This window comes from Sphingomonas nostoxanthinifaciens (assembly GCF_019930585.1).
GTDB classification, from domain to species: domain Bacteria; phylum Pseudomonadota; class Alphaproteobacteria; order Sphingomonadales; family Sphingomonadaceae; genus Sphingomonas_I; species Sphingomonas_I nostoxanthinifaciens.
The window spans coordinates 1751643-1771411 of the sequence record NZ_CP082839.1; the positions used below are offsets into that span (position 1 = coordinate 1751643).

Annotated in this window: 18 protein-coding genes and 1 tRNA gene; 14 read left to right on the forward strand and 5 right to left on the reverse strand. The window is 67.4% G+C overall.

What is annotated here, in order from left to right:
- Positions 1–2: 2 nt before the first annotated feature.
- Positions 3–3104 carry a TonB-dependent receptor domain-containing protein gene (locus tag K8P63_RS08440; protein WP_223799363.1) on the reverse strand — a complete coding sequence of 1034 codons (3102 nt, stop codon included), beginning with the start codon at positions 3102–3104 and terminating at the stop codon, positions 3–5.
- 146 nt (positions 3105–3250) lie between these two features.
- Between K8P63_RS08440 and K8P63_RS08445 the strand changes: the two genes are divergently transcribed.
- Positions 3251–4840, forward strand: a complete 1590-nt coding sequence (locus tag K8P63_RS08445) for a glycoside hydrolase family 43 protein (protein WP_223799364.1) — start codon at positions 3251–3253, stop codon at positions 4838–4840.
- On the opposite strand, the gene K8P63_RS08450 is transcribed toward K8P63_RS08445, so the two are convergent.
- Together K8P63_RS08450 and uxaC are read right to left on the reverse strand one after the other, a co-directional pair.
- Entirely contained in the window at positions 4768–5976 is a 1209-nt protein-coding gene (locus K8P63_RS08450; protein ID WP_223799365.1) for an endo-1,4-beta-xylanase, read from the reverse strand. The genes K8P63_RS08445 and K8P63_RS08450 overlap by 73 nt on opposite strands.
- Positions 5973–7436 (reverse strand): glucuronate isomerase, encoded by a 1464-nt coding sequence (gene uxaC, locus K8P63_RS08455; protein WP_223799366.1) that lies wholly within the window; start codon positions 7434–7436, stop codon positions 5973–5975. Before uxaC ends, K8P63_RS08450 begins: the two co-directional genes overlap by 4 nt.
- Before the next feature lie 143 nt (positions 7437–7579).
- Between uxaC and K8P63_RS08460 the strand changes: the two genes are divergently transcribed.
- Positions 7580–9748, forward strand: coding sequence for a hypothetical protein (locus K8P63_RS08460; RefSeq protein WP_223799367.1), 2169 nt, complete (start codon positions 7580–7582; stop codon positions 9746–9748).
- A 37-nt stretch (positions 9749–9785) separates the two neighbouring features.
- Here the strand turns inward: K8P63_RS08460 and K8P63_RS08465 are convergent, their stop codons facing one another.
- Together K8P63_RS08465 and K8P63_RS08470 are read right to left on the reverse strand one after the other, a co-directional pair.
- Positions 9786–10988 (reverse strand): acyltransferase family protein, encoded by a 1203-nt coding sequence (locus K8P63_RS08465; protein WP_223799368.1) that lies wholly within the window; start codon positions 10986–10988, stop codon positions 9786–9788.
- 260 nt (positions 10989–11248) lie between these two features.
- Positions 11249–11325: transfer RNA gene (locus K8P63_RS08470), tRNA-Pro, on the reverse strand.
- A gap of 155 nt (positions 11326–11480) precedes the next feature.
- Between K8P63_RS08470 and pnuC the strand changes: the two genes are divergently transcribed.
- The 12 genes from pnuC (at position 11481) to nuoF (ending at position 19767) form a co-directional block, all read left to right on the forward strand.
- Complete coding sequence (gene pnuC, locus K8P63_RS08475; protein ID WP_223799369.1) at positions 11481–12038, forward strand: nicotinamide riboside transporter PnuC; 558 nt, start codon at positions 11481–11483, stop codon at positions 12036–12038.
- Positions 12035–12991: an AAA family ATPase gene (locus K8P63_RS08480; RefSeq protein ID WP_223799370.1), complete on the forward strand. Its 957-nt coding sequence runs from the start codon at positions 12035–12037 to the stop codon at positions 12989–12991. The genes pnuC and K8P63_RS08480 overlap by 4 nt, the downstream gene beginning before the upstream one ends.
- Positions 12992–13103: 112 nt before the next feature.
- Complete coding sequence (locus tag K8P63_RS08485; protein ID WP_223799371.1) at positions 13104–13613, forward strand: type III secretion system chaperone family protein; 510 nt, start codon at positions 13104–13106, stop codon at positions 13611–13613.
- Positions 13610–14425: a pyrroline-5-carboxylate reductase gene (gene proC / locus K8P63_RS08490; RefSeq protein ID WP_223799372.1), complete on the forward strand. Its 816-nt coding sequence runs from the start codon at positions 13610–13612 to the stop codon at positions 14423–14425. Before K8P63_RS08485 ends, proC begins: the two co-directional genes overlap by 4 nt.
- Before the next feature lie 163 nt (positions 14426–14588).
- Positions 14589–14966, forward strand: a complete 378-nt coding sequence (ndhC, locus tag K8P63_RS08495; RefSeq protein ID WP_223799373.1) for an NADH-quinone oxidoreductase subunit A — start codon at positions 14589–14591, stop codon at positions 14964–14966.
- Positions 14957–15508, forward strand: a complete 552-nt coding sequence (locus K8P63_RS08500) for a NuoB/complex I 20 kDa subunit family protein (RefSeq protein WP_223799374.1) — start codon at positions 14957–14959, stop codon at positions 15506–15508. The genes ndhC and K8P63_RS08500 overlap by 10 nt, the downstream gene beginning before the upstream one ends.
- Position 15509: 1 nt before the next feature.
- Positions 15510–16175, forward strand: a complete 666-nt coding sequence (locus K8P63_RS08505) for an NADH-quinone oxidoreductase subunit C (protein ID WP_223799375.1) — start codon at positions 15510–15512, stop codon at positions 16173–16175.
- 47 nt (positions 16176–16222) lie between these two features.
- The gene (locus K8P63_RS08510) at positions 16223–17437 is read left to right on the forward strand and encodes an NADH-quinone oxidoreductase subunit D (protein ID WP_223799783.1); all 1215 of its coding nucleotides are present in this window, start codon (positions 16223–16225) and stop codon (positions 17435–17437) included.
- Positions 17437–18075, forward strand: a complete 639-nt coding sequence (locus K8P63_RS08515; protein WP_223799376.1) for a complex I 24 kDa subunit family protein — start codon at positions 17437–17439, stop codon at positions 18073–18075. The genes K8P63_RS08510 and K8P63_RS08515 overlap by 1 nt, the downstream gene beginning before the upstream one ends.
- On the forward strand, positions 18075–18224 hold the full coding sequence (locus tag K8P63_RS08520) for a hypothetical protein (RefSeq protein ID WP_223799377.1): 150 nt from the start codon (positions 18075–18077) through the stop codon (positions 18222–18224). The genes K8P63_RS08515 and K8P63_RS08520 overlap by 1 nt, the downstream gene beginning before the upstream one ends.
- Positions 18221–18454, forward strand: coding sequence for a hypothetical protein (locus K8P63_RS08525; RefSeq protein WP_223799378.1), 234 nt, complete (start codon positions 18221–18223; stop codon positions 18452–18454). Before K8P63_RS08520 ends, K8P63_RS08525 begins: the two co-directional genes overlap by 4 nt.
- Positions 18454–19767 (forward strand): NADH-quinone oxidoreductase subunit NuoF, encoded by a 1314-nt coding sequence (gene nuoF / locus K8P63_RS08530; protein WP_223799379.1) that lies wholly within the window; start codon positions 18454–18456, stop codon positions 19765–19767. The genes K8P63_RS08525 and nuoF overlap by 1 nt, the downstream gene beginning before the upstream one ends.
- Positions 19768–19769: the final 2 nt, after the last annotated feature.

A 19769-nucleotide genomic window follows, 5' to 3' on the forward strand; every position in this document is an offset into this window, starting at 1 on the left:
ACTCAGAATTTCGCGGTGACGCCGAAGAAGAAGGTGCGGCCGCCGATATCGTAGGTGGCGGCGAAGGTGTTGTCCGACGGCGCTGCCGAACCGACGATCGGCGGATCGCGATCGGCGATGTTGTTCACGCCCGCCGTCAGCTGCAGCGACCTGGTGATGTCGATCGCGGTCGAGAGATCGAAATAATGCTGCGTGGGAATGGTCGGGTTGGTGAGCGATGCCTTGTCGGGCACCGTGCCGCCCGAGCGCAACGGCAGGATGTAGGTGTCGACCGTCACCGCGCCGATGAAGCGATGGCGCAGGCTCAGCGCCAGCGGGCCCGATTTCCAGGTGAAGCGCGTCGTTCCCTTCCACTCGGGGATCGGCTGGCCGCAGGTCTGGCCGTACGAGCCGACGCATTCGTTGCTGGTCGGCAGCGCGGCCACCGGCACGCTGGTGAAGGCGCGCGTCCAAGTGATGTCGGTGCCGATCTCGAAGCGGCTGCCGGCATCGCCCAGGCCCCAGGCGGTGCGGAAATTGTAGCTGCCCTCGAAATCCACGCCCGACGTCTTGAGCGCGCCGGTATTGGCGTTGGTGGCGGTGATGTAGCCCGGCGCGGCGATCTGCCCGGTCAGCGGATCGCGCGTGATCGCGCGGCAGAACGGGCTGCTCGCGCTCTGGACGACGTTGTAGCAGAGGTTGAGCACGTTCTGCGGGCTGCCGCCCAGCGGCGCGATCGCGCCCTTCAGGTCGATGTTGAAATAGTCGGCGCTGAAGGCGAAACCGCGCAGGAAGCTGGGGGTCAGCACCAGGCCGCCGGTATAGGTGTTCGACTTTTCCGGGCCGATGTTCGGATTGCCGCCGCCCACCGCGAAGATGAACTGGTTGGGCTGCACTTCGGAGGTGAAGATCAGGTTCGCCGGCACGCCGGTCGCGGCGCAGACGGCGCGCACCGCCGAGGTCTGCTGCGAGGTCGGCTGGCGGCTGGAGCAGGGATCGGTCAGCGTCGGGCCGGTGGTGGTGTTGCCGCCGAACAGCTCGCCCACATTAGGTGCGCGGATCGAGCGCTGATACTGGCCGCGGAAGGTGATGTCGCGCACCGGCGCATATTCGACGCCGCCCGAATAGGTCCACACGCCGCCGACGCCTGACAGATCGTAATTGGAATAACGGAACGCGCCGTTGACGTTGAGCCGCTCGAACATCGGGCGGTGCGCGAGGATCGGCACGCGCACTTCGCCGAACACTTCGCGGGCGGTCTCGTGGCCTGAGGTGGGCAGCGATGCGTTGAAGCCGGACAGGTCGCCCGACGCCAGCCGCGCATCGGGCGCGAAGCTGGCGGCCGAGCGGCGCCACTCGACGCCCGCATTGAAGTCGACCGGGCCGGCGGGAAGCTGGAACAGCTCGCCAGTGATGTTGCCCGCGGCGACCTGCTGGGTCGAGGTGGTGACGTTGCGCGTGCGCGCATCGATCGCGGCCGCACCCGCTGCGCTGATGTTCGCGCCGAAGATGTTGAGCAGCGGCGCGGCGCCATTCTGCGACAGGATGCCGTTCTGAAACGCGCTGAGCGAGACCGCGCCGTCGGCGGTGTCGGTCTGCACCGTGCGCGCATAGCTGTAATAGACGTCGTAGCGCAGGTTGGAGAGGAAATGATCGGACACGCTGCCGATGCGGCCGCGCAGGCCGGCCGCGCCGCGATAGGTCATGATGTCGGACAGGTTGGTGCGCAGGCCGATCTCGTTCACGCGCCGGTTGATGTTGAGCACCGCCAGCCCGTCATTGGGCGTGGTCGAGACCGTGCTGGTGCCGTTGGTGACGGTGGTGGTGCCGGTTTCGCGCGCATCCAGCGCGCGCAGCACGGCCTGCAGCTGCGGCGAGAGATAGGGATTGTTGGTATTGACCAGGAAGTTGCCGCTGACGCCGGTCGACGGCAATTGCGCGCGCACCTGGTTGTTGCCGATCGTGCCCTCGACATACAGCGTCGCGGCATCGGAGAAATCGTAATGCGCGAAGACGTTGCCGAGCAGGCGGCGCTGCGGCACGATCATATAGGCCTGCGGGCCGAGATCGTAATCGTCGCCCGGCGTGACGGCGGGCCGCGCCGTCGTGCCGGCATCGTTGAAGGTGAAGCCGCGCGACGTGATCCCGCCGAGCCCGGCATTGGTCAACGCCGCGTTGAGCGCCGCGGTCGAGGTGGACGAGCCGACGGTCGGGATGTTGGCGATGCGGCCGTCGGGGGTGGTGCCGCTGCCGCTGAAGATCAGGCCGGGGCGCCCGCCCGCGCCGAGGCAGGTCGAGCCCGACGGAATGGCGAGCGGCGTGCCGGCGCGGCTGCGGCTCCACGAGCTGGAGGTGACGCAGCCATCGGCGAGCGACGGTGTCGCCCAGCCGCCGCGTTCGCCGCGTGTATAGCCGCCACGGTTGAGATAATCGAAGGAGAGGGTGATGTTGCCGCGGCCGCCGTCGAAATTGCGGCCGGCGGTGACGTCGACGGTGTAGTTCGGGGTTCCGGTATGCTGGTCGACATTATTCTGCGCATCGACCTCCAGCCCCTGGAAATCGTCGCGCATGATGAAGTTGACCACGCCCGAGATCGCGTCCGAGCCGTAGACGGCCGACGAGCCGCCGGTCACCACCTCGGTCCGCTTGATAAGCGCCGACGGGATGGCATTGACGTCGGTGGTCTGCTGCGGGCCGGAAATGGCGAAGCGGCGTCCGTTGACCAGCACGAGGTTACGCTGGTCGCCGAAGCCGCGCAGGTTCAGCGTCGCCACGCCGGCGGGCACGGTGTTCGCAGTCGGGCCGCTGAGCTGCGAGCCGACGAATTGCGGCGAGCTGCCGAGCAATGTCTCGATATTCTGCGTGCCGGACAGCTTGACGTCCTGCTGGTCGACCACCGTCACTGGCGTCGGTGCCTCGAACCCGCGCGAGGTGAGGCGCGAGCCCGTGACGACGATGTCGGCGGCAGGCGCGGTGGCTGCGGGCGTGGCCTCGGCGGGTGGCGTTGCGATGGCAGGCGCCTGCTGCGGTGCGGGCTCGGCGGCGCCGGGCGCGACCTGCGCCTGTGCCTGACTTGTCAGACCGGCGAGCCCCGCAAGCGCGAGCATCGCGGTTCCCGACTTCATCAGCAAAGCGTATCGCCCCATCACCATCCTCCAAGCGAGCCGTGTCTAGCGCTGGCATCGCGAATCTGTTCTTATGCAAACGTTCCATTATCTGCAACGGCAAATCGATGAATGAGATTGGTGATCCTTTCCAGCGGTGGCAGCGGATGGCGCGAGGCCTGGCGGGCGCGCTCGCGCTTGCCTCGGCGCTCGTGCCGGGTGGGGGGGGCGCCGCCGCCGATTATGCCAACCCGATCCTGTTCGCGGACTATTCCGATCCCGACGTGATCCGCGTCGGGCGCGATTTCTATCTGGTCGCGTCGAGCTTCCACTTCTCGCCCGGCCTGCCGGTGCTGAAGTCGCGCGATCTGGTCCACTGGACGATCGCCGGCCACGTGCTGCCGCGCCTGCCGTTCGCCGACGCCTACGACATGGTGCCGCCGTTCACGTTGACCGATGCGGTGTCGAAGCCGGTGGGGGCGGGGCTGCGCTATGCGCGCGGCGTATGGGCGCCGGCGATCCGTTTCCACGCCGGCCGTTACTACGTCTATTGGCCGACGCCCGACGAAGGCGCGTACATGGCGACCGCGACGCGGCCCGAGGGGCCGTGGAGCGCGCCGGTGCGCGTGCTGGCCGGTCCGGGCTATGAGGATCCATGCCCGTTCTGGGACGATGACGGCACCGCCTGGCTGATCCACGGCAAGGTCGGCGCGGGGCCGCTGATCCTGCACCGGATGAGCGCCGACGGCACGCGCGTGCTGGACGAAGGCCGCACGATCGTCGACGATCCCAAGGATCTGCCGGTGCTCGAAGGGCCGAAGCTGCTGAAGCGCAACGGCTATTATTATATCTGGGCGCCGTTCGGCGGGGTCGAGACCGGCGCGCAGGTGGTGCTGCGCGCGCGGACGATCGCCGGGCCGTACGAGCGGCGCGTCGTCCTCGCGCCCGGTACGACCGCGGTGCAGGGGCCGCATCAGGGCGGCTATGTCGAGACGCCGTCGGGGCAGGGCTGGTTCGTCCATTTCAACAGCACCGGCGCCTTCGGCCGCATCGCCTATCTCGAGCCGGTGCATTGGCAGGACGATTGGCCGCTCGTCGGCGATCCGATCCCCGGCCGGCCCGGCACCGGCCAGCCGGTGGCGCAGCACGTCGTGCCCGACGTGCCGCCCGCGCCGGCGTCGATCGCGACCAGCGACGACTTCGCGGGGGCGCGGCTGGGGATGCAGTGGGAGTGGAACCACAATCCCGACGATCGCATGTGGAGCCTCGCCGAGCGGCCCGGCTGGCTGCGGCTGCACGCCACCCCGGCGCAGGCGCTCGTCACCGCACACAACACGCTGACGCAGATATTGTGGGGGCCGTCGTCGCGCATCACCGCGCGCTTCGATCTCGCGCGCATGGCCGACGGGCAGCGCGCCGGGCTGGCGATGTTCCAGGCGCGCCCGGTTTGGATCGGCTCGGTGCGCGCGGGCGGCGTCACGCGCGTGACGCTCTCGATCGCGGGCGAGGAGCGATCGGGGCCGATCGTCGCGGGCAACGACCTGCGCCTGCGCGTGACCGTCGGCGCCGATCAGCAGGCAGCGTTCGCCTACAGCATCGATCGCGGCCGGAGCTTCGTCGCGTTCGGCGCGCCGCAGCCATTGCACTTCGCGTGGTGGAAGGGCGCGCGGCCGGCCTTGTTCAGCTATTCGACCGCGCCGACCCCGGCGGGCGCGGTCGACATCGACTGGGTGCGGGTGGAGCGGCCGGTGCGCTGAGGCGCTGCCGCCAGCGCCGCCGCGATCGCCGCGCGCAGCGGCTTGGCACGAAGCGCATCGTCATAGGGCAAAGGCCGCTTGGGCAGATTGTCGACGCGCGGCGAGGTCGTCTGGAGCCAGCTATAGCGATCGCCCAGCCCCCAGCACATCAGCGTATCCACCTGCGCATAAGCGAGCGTGACGTCGAGATAGGATCGCGCGAGATCGGCGACCGCCCGATCGCGCACCGCGACATCGGCAGGCAGCCCCTTGTCGTTCACGTCGAATTCCGAGACGAGCAGGCCGAGGCCCGTCGCCGTCACCCGGTCGAGGAAGCGTCGCCATTCGTCCACCTGCGCACCGAGCGTCGTCGCGGCGCCCGCGCCGTTGCTGCCGATATGCCCCTGGATACCGAGCGCATCGACCGGCACGTTCTGCGCCTTCAGCGTCTCCAGCAACGTAAGCACCGCGGCGCGATGCGTCGCGCTCGACGCGTCCCAGCTCATATAATCGTTATAGACGAGCTGGGCGTGCGGCGCGGCGGCGCGCGCGGTGTGGAAGGCGAGCGCGATCGTCTCGACCGTGCCGCCGATCGCGTGCGACAAATTGGTCTCGCGATAGGCGCCGGTCTTCTCGTCGATCGCCTCGTTGACGACGTCGAAGCTGCGGACGGTGCCGGCATAGCGCTTCGCGACCGTCTCGACATGCGCGCGCAGCATCCGTTCGCCCGCCACGCGCGGCGCGCTGCCGAAATCATGCGCCTCCAGCCAGGCCGGCGTCCAGCGCCGGTTCTGCCACAGCAGATTGTGGCCTCGCACGCCCAGCCCGTGCTGCGTCGCCCACGCGACCAGCCGGTCGGCGGGGGCGAAGTCGAAGCGGTCGGCCGAGGGGCGCAGCACGCCCCACTTCATCTCGTTCTCGGGGACGATCAGCCCGCACTGCCCGGCGATCAGCGTGAGATAGGCCGGGTCGGCGAAGCCGCCGGTCGGCGTTCCCGCCTGCCCCGCGCCGAGGCAGGTGCCGAAGCGCATCCCTTTGGCGCGTGCCAGCGCGTCGAGCGATGCATCTCCCGGAACGGCGCGTGCCGCACCGGCACACGCAATCGCCCCGGCGCCGGCGATGAAGGCGCGCCGGTCGAACGGCATCGCCGCGGTCACGCCACCTTGCGCAATGCCGGCGTCGGGCCGGTGCCGGTCGCCGGTTCGTCGAGGCGATAGGCCTTGCGCACCAGATTGTAGGTGAGGTCGACGATCAGTTCGGCCGCTTCCCCCTCGGCCATCCGGCCTTCCGCCACCAACCGCGCGAGGAACCCCGAATCGACGCGGCGCGCGACGTCGTGCCGTGCCGGGATCGACAGGAAGGCGCGCGTATCGTCATTGAAGCCGACCGTATTGTAGAAGCCCGCCGTCTCGGTGGTCATCTCGCGGAAGCGGCGCATGCCTTCGGGGCTGTCGTGGAACCACCAGGCCGGGCCGAGCTTGAGGCACGGATAATGGCCCGCCAGCGGCGCCAGCTCGCGCGCATAGACGGTTTCGTCCAGCGTGAAGAGGATGATCGACAGGCCGGCCTCGTTGCCGAACGCGTCGAGCAGCGGCTTCAGCGCGTGGACGTAGTCGGTGCGCATCGGAATGTCGGCGCCCTTGTCGCGGCCGAAGGCGGCGTGCAGCCCGCGATTGTGGTTGCGCACGGCGCCCGGATGGATCTGCATTACCAGCCCGTCGTCGAGGCTCATCCGCGCCATCTCGGTCAGCATCTGCGCGCGGAACAGCTCGGCATCGGCCGGGGTCCAGTCGCCATGCATCACCTTGGCGAACAGGGCCTCGGCCTCGCTGGTCGACAGGTTGGCGGTCGCGGCGGTGGGGTGGCCATGATCGGTCGAGGTCGCGCCCGCCGCGATGAAATCCTGCCGCCGGCTCCGGTGCGCCGCGAGATAGCCCTGCCACGATCCGATATCCGCGCCGGTCAGCTCGGCGAAGCGGGCGAGGGCGGCACGGAACTCCTCATGCTCGGGATCGATCACCGCATCGGGGCGATAGGCGGTGACGACGCGGCCCTTCCAGCCCGACGCCACGATCGCCGCATGATGCTCCAGCGTGTCGTGCGCGCCTTCGGTGGTGGCGATCAGCTCGATGTTGAAGCGCTCGTACAGCGCGCGCGGGCGGAAGGCCGGGGTCGCCAGCAACTCGCCGATGCGATCGAAATAGAGATCGGCGGTGTCGGCCGCCAGCGACACGTCGAAGCCGAACACCTCGGCGAAGACATGATCGAGCCAGATGCGCGACGGCGTGCCGCGGAACAGATGCTGGCGTTCGGCGAAGATGCGCCACGCCGCGCTCGGATCGGCCGCCCCGGGTGCGCCATGCGCCGGCACGCCGAGATCCTCGAGCCGCACGCCCTGGCTGTAGAGCATCCGGAACAGATAATGGTCGGGCTGCAGCAGCAGCTCGGACGCGTTGTTCCACGGCTCGTCATAGGCGAACCAGCGCGGATCGGTGTGGCCGTGCGGGCTGACGATCGGCAGCGTGGCGACGCTGGCATAGAGCGCGCGCGCAATGCCACGGGTGCGCTCCTCGACGGGAAAAAGGCGGTCGGGATCAAGGCGAAGGGGAGCGGCCACGGAGCTTGGTTCCTCGTCTGCAAGCTGTTATGCCAGCGATGGCACGATCATCGTCCGCGATGCAAGTGCGCCTCTTTCCTTCGACTGGGCTGGCTTTGCGGCGGACGATCAGGCGTTATCGGCTTTGGCTGTTCGCGGCAACTTTGCTGGCCGCGGAACATGGCGGAGCGGCGCCGCCGATCGACCGGCACGCGCTCGTCACGCGGCACGATATCCACGCCACCGCGATCGATCCGCACGCGCCGGTGATGCTCGGCAACGGCACGCTGGGCTTCACCGCGGACATCACCGGGCTCCAGACCTTTCCCGACCATTATGCGCCGACCGCGCCGTTGCTCACCATGGCGCAATGGGCGTGGCACAGCTTTCCGCGGCCGCCGGGGCTCGGACACGGCGATGGCAGCGTGATGGTGCCGGTGCCCGGCCGCGGGCCGCAGCCATTCGCCTATATCCGCGATCTGGGTACGGCGGCGCACGACCCGGCGGTCGCCTGGCTGCGCGAGAACCCGCACCATATCTCGCTCGCGCGGGTCGCGCTGGCGCTGCGCCATGCCGACGGGCGGCCGGTGCGGTTCGAGGATCTCTCCACGACCGACCAGACGCTCGATCTGTGGACCGGCACGCTCACCAGCCGCTTCCGGCTCGATGGCCAGCCGGTCACCGTCGTCACCCGCATCGGTGCGCCGCGCGACCTGATCCTGGTCGAGATACGCTCGCCGCTCGTCGCGCGCGGGCAAATCGGCATCGACCTCGCCTTTCCCGGCGTGTCGCGCACGCTCAACCCCGATCCGGCGGACTGGACGCATCCGGAGGCGCATCGCACGCAGGTTGTCGCGCGTGCGGCCGGGCGACTGGCGACGGTCGAGCGGATCGACGCGACCGCTTATGCCACCGCCGTCGCCGCGCCGGGCGCAAGCATCGCGCAGACGGATACGCATCGTTTCACGATCCACGCACCGGGGCAGGCGGTGCTGCGTGCGGTGATCGCGCTGGAGGATCGCCCGCGTGCCGCGCCGTTGCCGGCATACGCCGCTGCCACCGAAGCGGCGATGGCGCACTGGCGCGATTACTGGACGCATGGCGGCATGATCGACCTGTCGGGCACCGCCGATCCGCGGGCGCGCGAACTCGAGCGGCGGATCGTGCTGTCGCAATATCTCGCCGCGATCAACGCTGCCGGCGCCACCCCGCCGCAGGAGGAAGGGCTGTTCTCGAACAGCTGGAACGGCAAGTTCCACCTCGAAATGCATCCGTGGCACGCCGCGCATTTCGCGACGTGGGGGCGCCCTGTGCTGTTGGAGCGCAGCCTCGCCTGGTATCTTGCCCATCTGCCTGCTGCGCTGGCGGAGGGGCGACGCCACGGGCTCGATGCGGCGTGGTGGCCGAAGATGACCGGGCCGGACGGGCGCAACAGCCCCAGCCCGATCAATCCCTTCATCTTCTGGCAGCAGCCGCACCCGATCTATCTCGCCGAACTGATATGGCGCGGGCATCCCGATCGGGCGACGCTCGCACGTTATGCGCCGATGGTCGCGGCGACCGCGCGCCTGCTCGCCGGCTGGCCGCGGCTCGATCCGGCGACGGGGCTTTATCATCTCGGGCCACCGATCGTGCCGGTGCAGGAAAATCACGATCCGTTCACGACCGCCGATCCGGCGTTCGAGCTCGAATATTTTCGTTGGGGGCTGCAGGTCGCGCAGCAATGGCGCGAGCGGCAGGGGCTTGCGCGCGATGCGGGCTGGGATCGGGTCATCACCGGGATGACGCCGATGCCGCGCGACGGCGACCGTTACATGGCGGTGGCGGGCGAGGGCGGCTATTGGGCGCGGATCGCGGCATCGTGTCGCGGCAAGGCGGATGCGCCGGGCTGCCCCAATCGCGACCATCCCTCCTTCCTGATGAGCGACGGGCCGATCGGCAGCGACCGCGTCGACCGCGCGACGATGGCGCGCACGCTCGCCGCCACCACGGCGAACTGGGATTGGGCACAGGTGTGGGGCTGGGATTTCCCGTCGATCGCGATGACCGCGGCTCGCCTCGGCGACCCCGACGCCGCAGTCGGCTGGCTGCTGCGCGACGCGCCGAACAACCAGTGGGGATCGACCGGCATGACCCCGCGCTTCGACACCGCCGCTGCCCCCGACGGGGCGGGTACCTATCCGCGTTCCGCCGACACCTATTTCCCGTCGAACGGTGCGCTGTTGCTCGCGACGGGCATGATGGCCGCAGGCTGGACGGGCGCGACCGGCCCCGCACCGGGCTTCCCCGCCGACTGGCATGTGCGTGTGGAGGGAATTACGCCGCTGCCGTGAGCCGCCGTAGCGCGGCCGTCCGGTGCGACGAACCCGACTAGGGAGCCACCTCGATCGCCTGATCGCGGGGACGCATGCGATTGTCGCTCAGCAGCGCGGCAAGCTTACGCCCGGCCCGAATGCCGGGTCGCTCGATCAGCGCATAGGCGCACGTCGCGACCAGTACGGTTATCACGATCAGGATCGGCAGGGCGATCAGGCGCGCTCCGACAGGCAGGATTGCAGCGACGCCGACGTCGACAAACGCCACGTCCAGAACGATGCCGTGAAGAAGGTAGATGCCGAACGAGCATTCGCCGAGCGCGATTGCGCCCGATGTCCTCAAGGTGCCCCAGAGATCGTTGCCGCAGGCGATCGCGACGAAGAAGAGGCCGTACAGGATCATCGAGATCGGCGCATATGGCACGGCCTGCAACATCGCCAGCAACAGCGATATCAGCGCCACGACCGTACAGGCCGGCGACGCGGCCAGGCTTCGCGCCCATCGGCGTTCCCTCAGTTCGAACGCGAGCATGCCGATCGCGAAGAGCGGAAGGTAGGTGACGAGCGGAACCGTCCACGGGCTGTGGCGCAGCACGAGCGACCCGACCAGCAACCCGGCCGGAATCACCCAGGTTGGCCCCCGGTCGGCAAGCGCCTGTCGCGCCAATATGCAGGCGGGCAATACCAGCGTGTAGAACAGCAGCTCATACCAGAGCGACCACAGGACCTTGGCATTCAGGAGCGGAGCGCCGTCATATCCCAGCAGCGGGGGCTGATCCCAGAATGTCAGCCACCTGACGAAGGGCGCGGCCGCGAACGTGACGGTTCCGGTGGCCGCCGTTCGCGCGACGATGATGAGAGCGATCAACGCGATCGATACGAGGACGAGCGGATAGATCCTGAACAGCCGGCCAATGTACAGCGGCACCCACCGAACGCGCGCGCCACGCAGAATTTGCGGGTAGAACACGCATCCGGTGACCATGAAGAATAGCGCAACCGCGCCGGGGCCCAGACTATTCAGCAGGCTGCCTGGCAAAGGCACCCATTGGCCGCCATTGTTCATGAACTGGAGCCAGCGTGCAAAATGATATGCGCACACGCCCAAGGCCAAGTAACCACGAAGTCCATCGATGCACCCGATACGCCGGCTCTCGTCTGGCAGGGACAGGCCCAGCAGCTTGAGTGCTCGCGCGAGAATGGTCGCTACCGCGAACGATGCCGCAACTACCGCAAGGAATATCCCGGCATCGATCATTTCACTATCATAGGTTAATTTTTGTCATTGTCGATGGCGCCGAATTTGGACGACCTGCGAGGCAAAAAGCGCGGTCCGCACTGCATTTGCAGCCTGTAGCGTGATCCATGGCCAGATGCGGAAGTGGTCGTGCGCGCCGTGGCGCATGGGCCGGCGGGTAAACTTCCAAGCTTTAAGCAGCCAACATCGCGGACCCTGATCGCGAATCGCAAGCGCCGATCCTCAGCTCCAAAACGAAGCCGAAAATCAGCGCGCGAACATGGTCGGGGAGAGAGGATTCGAACCTCCGGCCCCTGCCTCCCGAAGACAGTGCTCTACCAGGCTGAGCTACTCCCCGACGGAGCGCGGTTCGTGTCGAAATACCCCGGGAAGGGCGAACCGGCGAGCCAAGATGGGCGCCTCTAGCGAAGCCGAACGGGCGCCGCAAGAGGCTTCTCGCACGGTCGCGCAGATGGTGGCGCGCGGGCGCTGCGCCCGCTATCCCCGCCGCCCGTGACCATCCTCGAAACGATCGCCACCCTGTGCGGGCTCGCCAACATCGTCCTGCTCGTCCGGCGCAGCATCTGGAACTATCCGTTCGGGCTGGCGACGGTCGCGCTCTACGCGCAGCTCTTCTTCCGGCAAAAGCTGTATAGCGACGCGCTTCTGCAGATTTTCTTCTTTGCCATACAGATGTATGGATGGTGGGCATGGTGGCGCGCGGGGGGTGCGGACCATGCGATCAAGGTCGCCCGCCTGACGCCTGCCGCGCGTCTGGCGTGGGTGGCGATGATCGTGGTGTTGAGTATGGGTTGGGGGACCATGATGGCACGATTGACCGATGCGTCCTATCCGGTGTGGGACGCGATCGTCGCGGTGGCGAGCATCGCCGCGCAGATCCTGCTCGCACGGCGACGGATCGAGAATTGGGTGCTGTGGATCCTGATCGACGTCGCTGCGATCGGACTCTACGCGGCCAAGGGGCTCTACCTCACCACCGGGCTGTATGCCGCCTTCCTCGTCCTGTCGGTGGGGGGCTTGCTGGCGTGGCGTCGCGCGGAGCGCGCATGAACAACGGTTTCCTGCTCGGCCGCTTCATGCCGCCGCATACCGGCCACCTGCTGCTGGTGGAGACCGCGCGGCGGCTGTGCGACCATCTCACGATCCTCGTCTGCCACGCGCCCGATGATCCGATCCCGGCCGAACTGCGGATCGGCTGGGTCCGCGAGCTGTTCCCGTTCGCGCGCGTGGTCGATCATGCGACCGCCATGCCGCAGGGCGGTGGCGGTGCCTGGGAGGATTGGCGCCGGATCGTGGCGGAGGTCCACCCCGAGCCGGTCCATCAACTGTTCGGATCGGAAGTCTATGGCAGCTTGCTTGCCGCCGAACTCGGCGCGCGGTTCGTCGTGATCGATCCCGAGCGGACGGCGGTTCCGGTCTCGGCGCGCGCGATCCGCGCCGATCCGTTTGCCCACTGGCGCCACATCCCGCCGCCGGTCCGGCCGCATTATGCGCGCACCATCTGCCTGCACGGGCCGGAGAGCACCGGCAAGTCGACGCTCGCGATGCAGCTTTCGCGCCATTACGACACGCTGCACGTGCCCGAATACGGCCGCACCTATTGCGAGCAATATGGCCTGACGCTGTCGATGCGCGACCTGCTCGCGATCGCGCGGACGCATTGCGCGATGGCGGGGGCGGCGCTGCAGCAGTGCAACCGACGGCTGATCCTCGATACCGATCCGCTGATGACCGCGGCGTGGGCCGATATGCTGTTCGAGCGGCGCGACCCGTGGTTCGATGCCTTCGAAGAGGTCGCCGACCTCTATCTGCTGCTCGATATCGACATCCCCTGGGTCAATGACGGCACGCGCTTCTTTGGCGAGGAGGCGCGGCGGCGCCATTTCTTCGACCTCTCGCGCAACGAGCTCGAGCGACGCGGGCTGAACTATGTCGTGATCGGCGGCAGTGCGCAGCAGCGGTTTGCGCGCGCGATCGAGGCGATCGCCGCGGCGGGGCTGTAACGATCCCCACATCATCCCCAGCTATCCACAGCTTTGTCACCATATCCATTGACATGGGCTTGTGCCGCGCGGGCGGCCCGCTACCTTTCCCCGGAGTTGACGAGGGCATGGCATGATCGCCGACGAATTTGAAAGCGAGCGCGGCGACGAGGCGCCGGTCGACACGCTGGAATCCTATTTCGAGGCGCATGGCTGGAGCCACGAGCGCGTCGGCGAGGACGAAATCGTCGCCACCGTGCCGGGAAGCTGGACGCAGTACGAGCTGCGCGGCGTGTGGCGCGAGGAAGATCGCGTGCTGCAATTCCTGGCGATGCCCGACATCCGCGTCGCCGCCGACAAGCGTGCCGCCATCTACGAGACGCTGGGGCTGGTGAACGAGCAGCTGTGGCTCGGCCATTTCGAATTGTGGTCGTCGAACGGCATGTTGCTGTTCCGGCATGCCGCCTTGCTGGATGGCTCCGGCGATGCGCCGCTGACGACCGAGCAGGCGGGCACGTTGATCGAGGCGGCGATCGACGAGTGCGAACGCTTCTATCCCGTGTTCCAGTTCGTATTGTGGGGCGGCAAGACGCCGACCGAGGCGATCGCCGCGGCGATGATCGAGACGCACGGCGAGGCATGAGCAGCTTTCCGATTGCGGGGCCGATCTGGCTGGTCGGCGCCGGCAACATGGGCGGCGCGATGCTGCGCCGCTGGCTGCAATGCGGGCTCGATCCGGCGCAGGTGACGATCATCCGCAAGTCGGGCGCGCCGTTCGCCGAGGGCGTCACCGTGCTGACCGCGCCGCCGCCCGACGGCTCGGCGCCCGCGCTGGTGATGTTGGGCGTCAAGCCGCAGATGATCGACGACGTGGCGCCGTGGCTGGCGCCGGTGCTGGCGCCCGAGACGTTGTTCGTCTCGATCCTCGCCGGTGTCGAGATCGCGACGCTGCGCAGTCGCTTCCAGGTGCCGCGCGCGGTGCTGCGCGCGATGCCGAATACGCCGGTGGCGTTGGGGCAGGGGGTGACGGGCCTTGCCGGTGATGGCCTCGATGCGGACGAGCAGGCGGCGGCGACCGCGCTGATGGGTCTGCTCGGGCTGGTCGAATGGACCGACGAGCCCGCGCTCGACGTCGTCGCCGCGCTGGCGGGCTCCGGCCCGGCCTTCCTGTTCCGTTTTATCGACGCGCTGGCCGAGGCTGGCGCCGACGCCGGGCTGCCGGCCGAGCAGGCCGCGCGGATGGCGCTGGCGACGGTCGCGGGCGCGTCCGCGCTCGCGGCGGGATCGGACGAGAGCCCGCGTCGGCTGGCCGAGCGCGTCACCAGCAAGGGCGGTAGCACGCGGCGCGGGCTAGACGTGCTGGACGAACCCGAAGGGCTGGCGGCGCTGATGCGCGACACGCTGACCGCGGCGATCCTGCGCAACCGTGAGATGGCGGCCGAGGCCCGCGGCTGACCCGGTATTTGGCGGCGTCGGCATGGTGCCGTTTCGGCCCGGTATCTGCCGTTAATTGCGAGTCATTCTCATGGCCTCAGCGGCTTGCTTCGCAGATGCGGCACGCTTAGGGAAACCCATCGTTTGAGGGCGCGAGCCGCCCTCGGTCCATGGAGTTTGGCGCATGGTATCGGTCGCCGCAGGCTACCTGCCGATCCTCTTGTTCCTGGCGGTGGCGGTCATCCTGTCGACCGCGTTCGTCGTGCTGCCGATGATCGTGTCGCGGCTGACGGGGTCGAACAAGCCGAACCCGGCAAAGCTGTCCGAATATGAGTGCGGCTTTCCCGCATTCGAGGACAGCCGCGCGCAGTTCGACGTGCGCTTCTATCTCGTCGCCATCCTGTTCATCGTCTTCGATCTGGAGGCCGCGTTCCTCTATCCGTGGGCGGTGGCGCTGGGCGGCATCGGTTTCACCGGCTGGGCGGCGATGATGCTGTTCCTGGTCGAACTTGGCATCGGCTTTGCCTATGCGTGGAAGAAAGGAGCGCTGGAATGGGAGTGACCCTGCCGCAGGCGCTGGATCCGCATCCGCAGGAGACGATCCTGCCCGATCCGGATTTCTTCAACCAGCTTTCGTCCGAAGTGTCCGACAAGGGCTTTCTCGTCACCTCGACCGAGGAGCTGTTCCAGTGGGCCCGCACCGGCTCGCTGTGGTGGATGACGTTCGGCCTCGCCTGCTGCGCGGTCGAGATGATCCACGTCAACATGCCGCGCTACGATCTCGAACGGTTCGGCGCCGCGCCGCGCGCGTCACCGCGCCAGTCGGACGTGATGATCGTCGCCGGCACGCTGTGCAACAAGATGGCGCCTGCGCTCCGCAAGGTCTACGACCAGATGTCGGAGCCGAAGTACGTCATCTCGATGGGCTCGTGCGCCAATGGCGGCGGCTATTATCATTACAGCTACAGCGTCGTGCGCGGCTGCGACCGGATCGTTCCGATCGACATCTACGTGCCGGGCTGTCCGCCGACCGCCGAGGCTTTGCTCTACGGCGTGATGCAGCTTCAGCGGAAGATCCGCCGCATGGGGACGATCGAGCGTTAAGATGGCGGCACCCCATCCCAAATATACCTCGAACGAGGGCGTGATCGACGCGGCCCGGGCCGCACTGGGCGACGTGCTGATCGGCGCGACCGAGCATGTTGGCGAGGTCCGGCTCGACGTGAATCGTGCCGGCCTGGTGCAGGCGATGCACGTCCTGCGCGACGAGCTTCAGTACCAGCAGCTGATGGAAATCGCCGGGGTCGACTATCCCGACCGTCCCGAACGGTTCGAGGTGGTCTACTGCCTGCTCAGCCTGACCAAGAATCATCGCCTGCGCGTGCATGTCTCGACCGACGAGACGAGCCCGGTGCCGTCGGTCACCGGGCTGTGGCCGGTCGCGGGCTGGCTGGAGCGCGAAGTGTACGACATGTACGGCGTGCTGTTCGAGGGCAATCCCGACCTGCGCCGCATCCTGACCGACTATGGCTTTCGCGGTCATCCGCAGCGCAAGGATTTTCCGCTCTCCGGTTTCGTCGAGCTGCGTTACTCCGAGGAAGAGAAGCGGGTCGTCTATTCGCCGGTCAAGCTGGCGCAGGATTTTCGCAGCTTCGATTTCATGAGCCCGTGGGAAGGCGCTGAATACGTCCTCCCCGGCGACGAGAAAGCCAAGGCGCCGCAGGCGCCCGGCGCGCCGACGCCGCTCAAGGCCGACGAGGTGAAGAAGTGAGCGATCCTGCCATCCTCGTCGCCGATCCGCACGGCGCGCCGGCGGAACTGGATGCGTACACGACGCCGGGCGATCCGGCGCCGGGCGACGTCGAGATCCAGAACTACACGATCAATTTCGGTCCGCAGCATCCGGCCGCGCACGGCGTGCTGCGCCTGGTGCTGGAGCTGGACGGCGAGATCGTCGAGCGCGTCGATCCGCATATCGGCCTGCTCCATCGCGGCACCGAGAAGCTGATCGAGTACAAGACCTACCTGCAGGCGCTGCCTTATTTCGATCGGCTCGATTACTGCTCGCCGCTCAACATGGAGCACAGCTATGTGCTCGCGGTCGAGAAATTGCTGGGGATCGAGGTGCCGCTGCGCGCGCAATATCTGCGCGTGCTGTTCGCCGAGCTTTCGCGCATCTCGAACCACATGCTGAATCTCGGTTCGCACATCATGGACGTGGGCGCGATGACGCCCAACCTGTGGCTGTTCGAAATCCGCGAGGATACGTACGGTTTCTTCGAGCGCGCCTCGGGTGCGCGGATGCACATGGCGTGGTTCCGCCCCGGCGGCGTCCATCAGGACGTGCCGCTGAAGCTGCTGACCGACATCGGCGAATGGTGCGACACGCGTCTGCCGCAATTGTTCGAGGACGCGATCAGCCTCGTCGCCGACAACCGCATCTTCAAGCAGCGCAACGTCGATATCGGTACGGTCAGCCGCGACGATGCGATTGCGTGGGGCTTCTCCGGCCCGATGATCCGCGCGGCGGGCATTCCGTGGGATCTGCGCAAGAGCCAGCCATACGATGCCTATGATCGCATGGATTTCGAGATCCCGGTCGGCACCAAGGGCGATTGCTACGATCGCTTCATGGTGCGGGTGGAAGAGGTTCGCCAGTCGGCGCGCATCATCAAGCAGTGCCTGGCCGAAATGCCCGAAGGCCCGATCGCCTCGCTCGACCGCAAGGTCGTGCCGCCCAAGCGCGGCGAGATGAAGCAGTCGATGGAAGCGCTGATCCATCATTTCAAGCTCTACACCGAGGGTTTCCACGTCCCCGCGGGCGAGGTCTATGTCGGCACGGAAAGCCCGAAGGGCGAGTTCGGCGTGTTCCTCGTCTCCGACGGCACCAACAAGCCCTATCGCTGCAAGATCCGGCCGACCGCGTTCAGCCATTTGCAGGCGATGGATTTCATGATGAAGGGCCACATGCTGGCCGACACGACGGCGATCCTGTCAGCGATCGACATCGTCTTTGGTGAGTGCGATCGCTGATGTCTGACGCAGCACACATCCCCGACGAGGCCGAGACCCGCGCGCGCTGGGGCAATTTCGCCTGGACGGCGGAGAACGAGGCCAAGGCCAAGGAGATCTTCGCGCGATATCCCAAGGGGCGCGAGCATTCGGCGGTGATGCCGTTGCTCGATCTGGCGCAGCGCCAGGTCGGTGCCGAGACGCATACGCAGGGCTGGCTGCCCGTGCCGGTGATCGAATATGTCGCGGCGGCATGCGGCATGCCGTACATTCGCGCGCTGGAGGTCGTGTCCTTCTACACGATGTACAACATGGCGCCGGTCGGCCGCTATCACGTGCAGGTTTGCGGAACGACGCCGTGCATGCTGCGCGGCTCCGACGACGTGCTCGACGCCTGCTACAAGAAGGGCCTGAAGAAGGGCGCGACCACGCCCGACGGCCTGTTCACGCTGACCGAGGTCGAGTGCCTCGGCGCGTGCGTCAATGCGCCGATGGTGCAGATCAACGACGACAATTACGAAGACCTGACCTTCGACAGCACGACCGCGATCCTCGAGGCGCTGGCGCGCGGCGAAACACCGAAGCCCGGCCCGCAGGTCGATCGCTTCCTGTCGGCGCCGGTCGGCGGCCCGACCGTGCTGAAGGACTTCGTCTCCTGATGCCCGCGATCCTCGCCCTCATCATCGGCATCGTGCTGTTCGTGATCCTGCTGAAGATCGTGATTTCGGTCGTGGCGATCGCGATCGGCATCGCGGCCGCGGTCATCGTCTATTTCGCCGCCGAGAAACTGGTGGGGCAGGGACGATGAGCGAACCGGCCGATGTCGCGATCCTCACCTACGAGTTGATGAAGCGGATGAATGCCAACATCCAGGTTCTGTCGCTCGAAGTTGGCGATCTAAAGATGCGCATCTCGGCGATCGAAGATCATATGAGCGGACTTACGGTTTCCATGGCCCACGTTACTTCGCGCCTCGATCGAGTTGACGAGCGTATGGGGCGCATCGAGCGCCGACTGGATTTGAGGGAGGGCGAGTGATGGCGGGTATTGCGTCGCTCGACGACAAGGATCGCATCTTCACCAACATCTACGGCTTCCAGGACTGGAAGCTGGAGGGCGCGCTCAAGCGCGGCGACTGGGACGACACCAAGGGGCTGATGGCCCGCGGCCAGGACCAGATCATCGAGGATATCAAGGCGTCGGGCCTGCGCGGGCGCGGCGGCGCCGGTTTCCCGACCGGCATGAAGTGGAGCTTCATGCCCAAGGAGCCGAAGCCGGGTAAGCCGAGCTTCCTGCTCATCAACGCCGACGAGTCCGAGCCCGGCTCGTGCAAGGATCGCGAGATCCTGCGCCACGATCCGCAGAAGCTGCTCGAGGGCGCGCTGATCGCGGGTTACGCGATGCGTGCGCGTGCGGCCTACATCTACATCCGCGGAGAGTTCATCCGCGAGGCGGAGAACCTCTTCGCCGCCGTGGCGCAGGCCTATGACAAGGGGCTGCTCGGCAAGAATGCGGCCGGGTCGGGCTACGATTTCGACGTGTTCGTCCACCGCGGCGCCGGCGCCTACATCTGCGGCGAGGAAACCGCGCAGATCGAGAGCCTCGAGGGCAAGAAGGGCCAGCCGCGCCTGAAGCCGCCTTTCCCGGCCGGCGTCGGCCTGTTCGGCTGCCCGACGACGGTCAACAACGTCGAATCGATCGCGGTTGTGCCGACCATCCTGCGGCGCGGCGCCGCCTGGTTTGCCGGCATCGGCCGTGACAAGAACCAGGGCACCAAGCTTTTCCAGATCAGCGGCCACGTGAACACGCCGACCGTCGTCGAGGAGGCGATGGGCATCAGCTTCCGCGAACTGATCGAGAAGCATGCCGGCGGCATCCGCGGCGGCTGGGACAATCTGCTCGCCGTGATCCCCGGCGGCTCGTCGGTGCCTTTGGTGCCGGCGGCGCAGATCATGGACGCGCCGATGGATTTCGACGGTCTGCGCGAGCTCGGCTCGGGCCTCGGCACCGCGGCGGTGATCGTCATGGACAAGTCGACCGACATCGTCCGCGCGATCAGCCGCATCAGCTATTTCTACAAGCATGAGAGCTGCGGCCAGTGCACGCCGTGCCGCGAAGGCACCGGTTGGATGTGGCGCGTGATGGAGCGGCTGCGCACCGGCGAGGCCGAGATGCACGAGATCGACATGCTGCAGGAAGTCACCAAGCAGGTCGAGGGTCACACCATCTGCGCGCTGGGCGACGCGGCGGCATGGCCGATCCAGGGCCTCATCCGCCACTTCCGCCCGGAGATCGAGCGGCGGATCACCGAACGCCGGGACGCACCCGACTTCGCGGTCGCGGCGGAGTAATC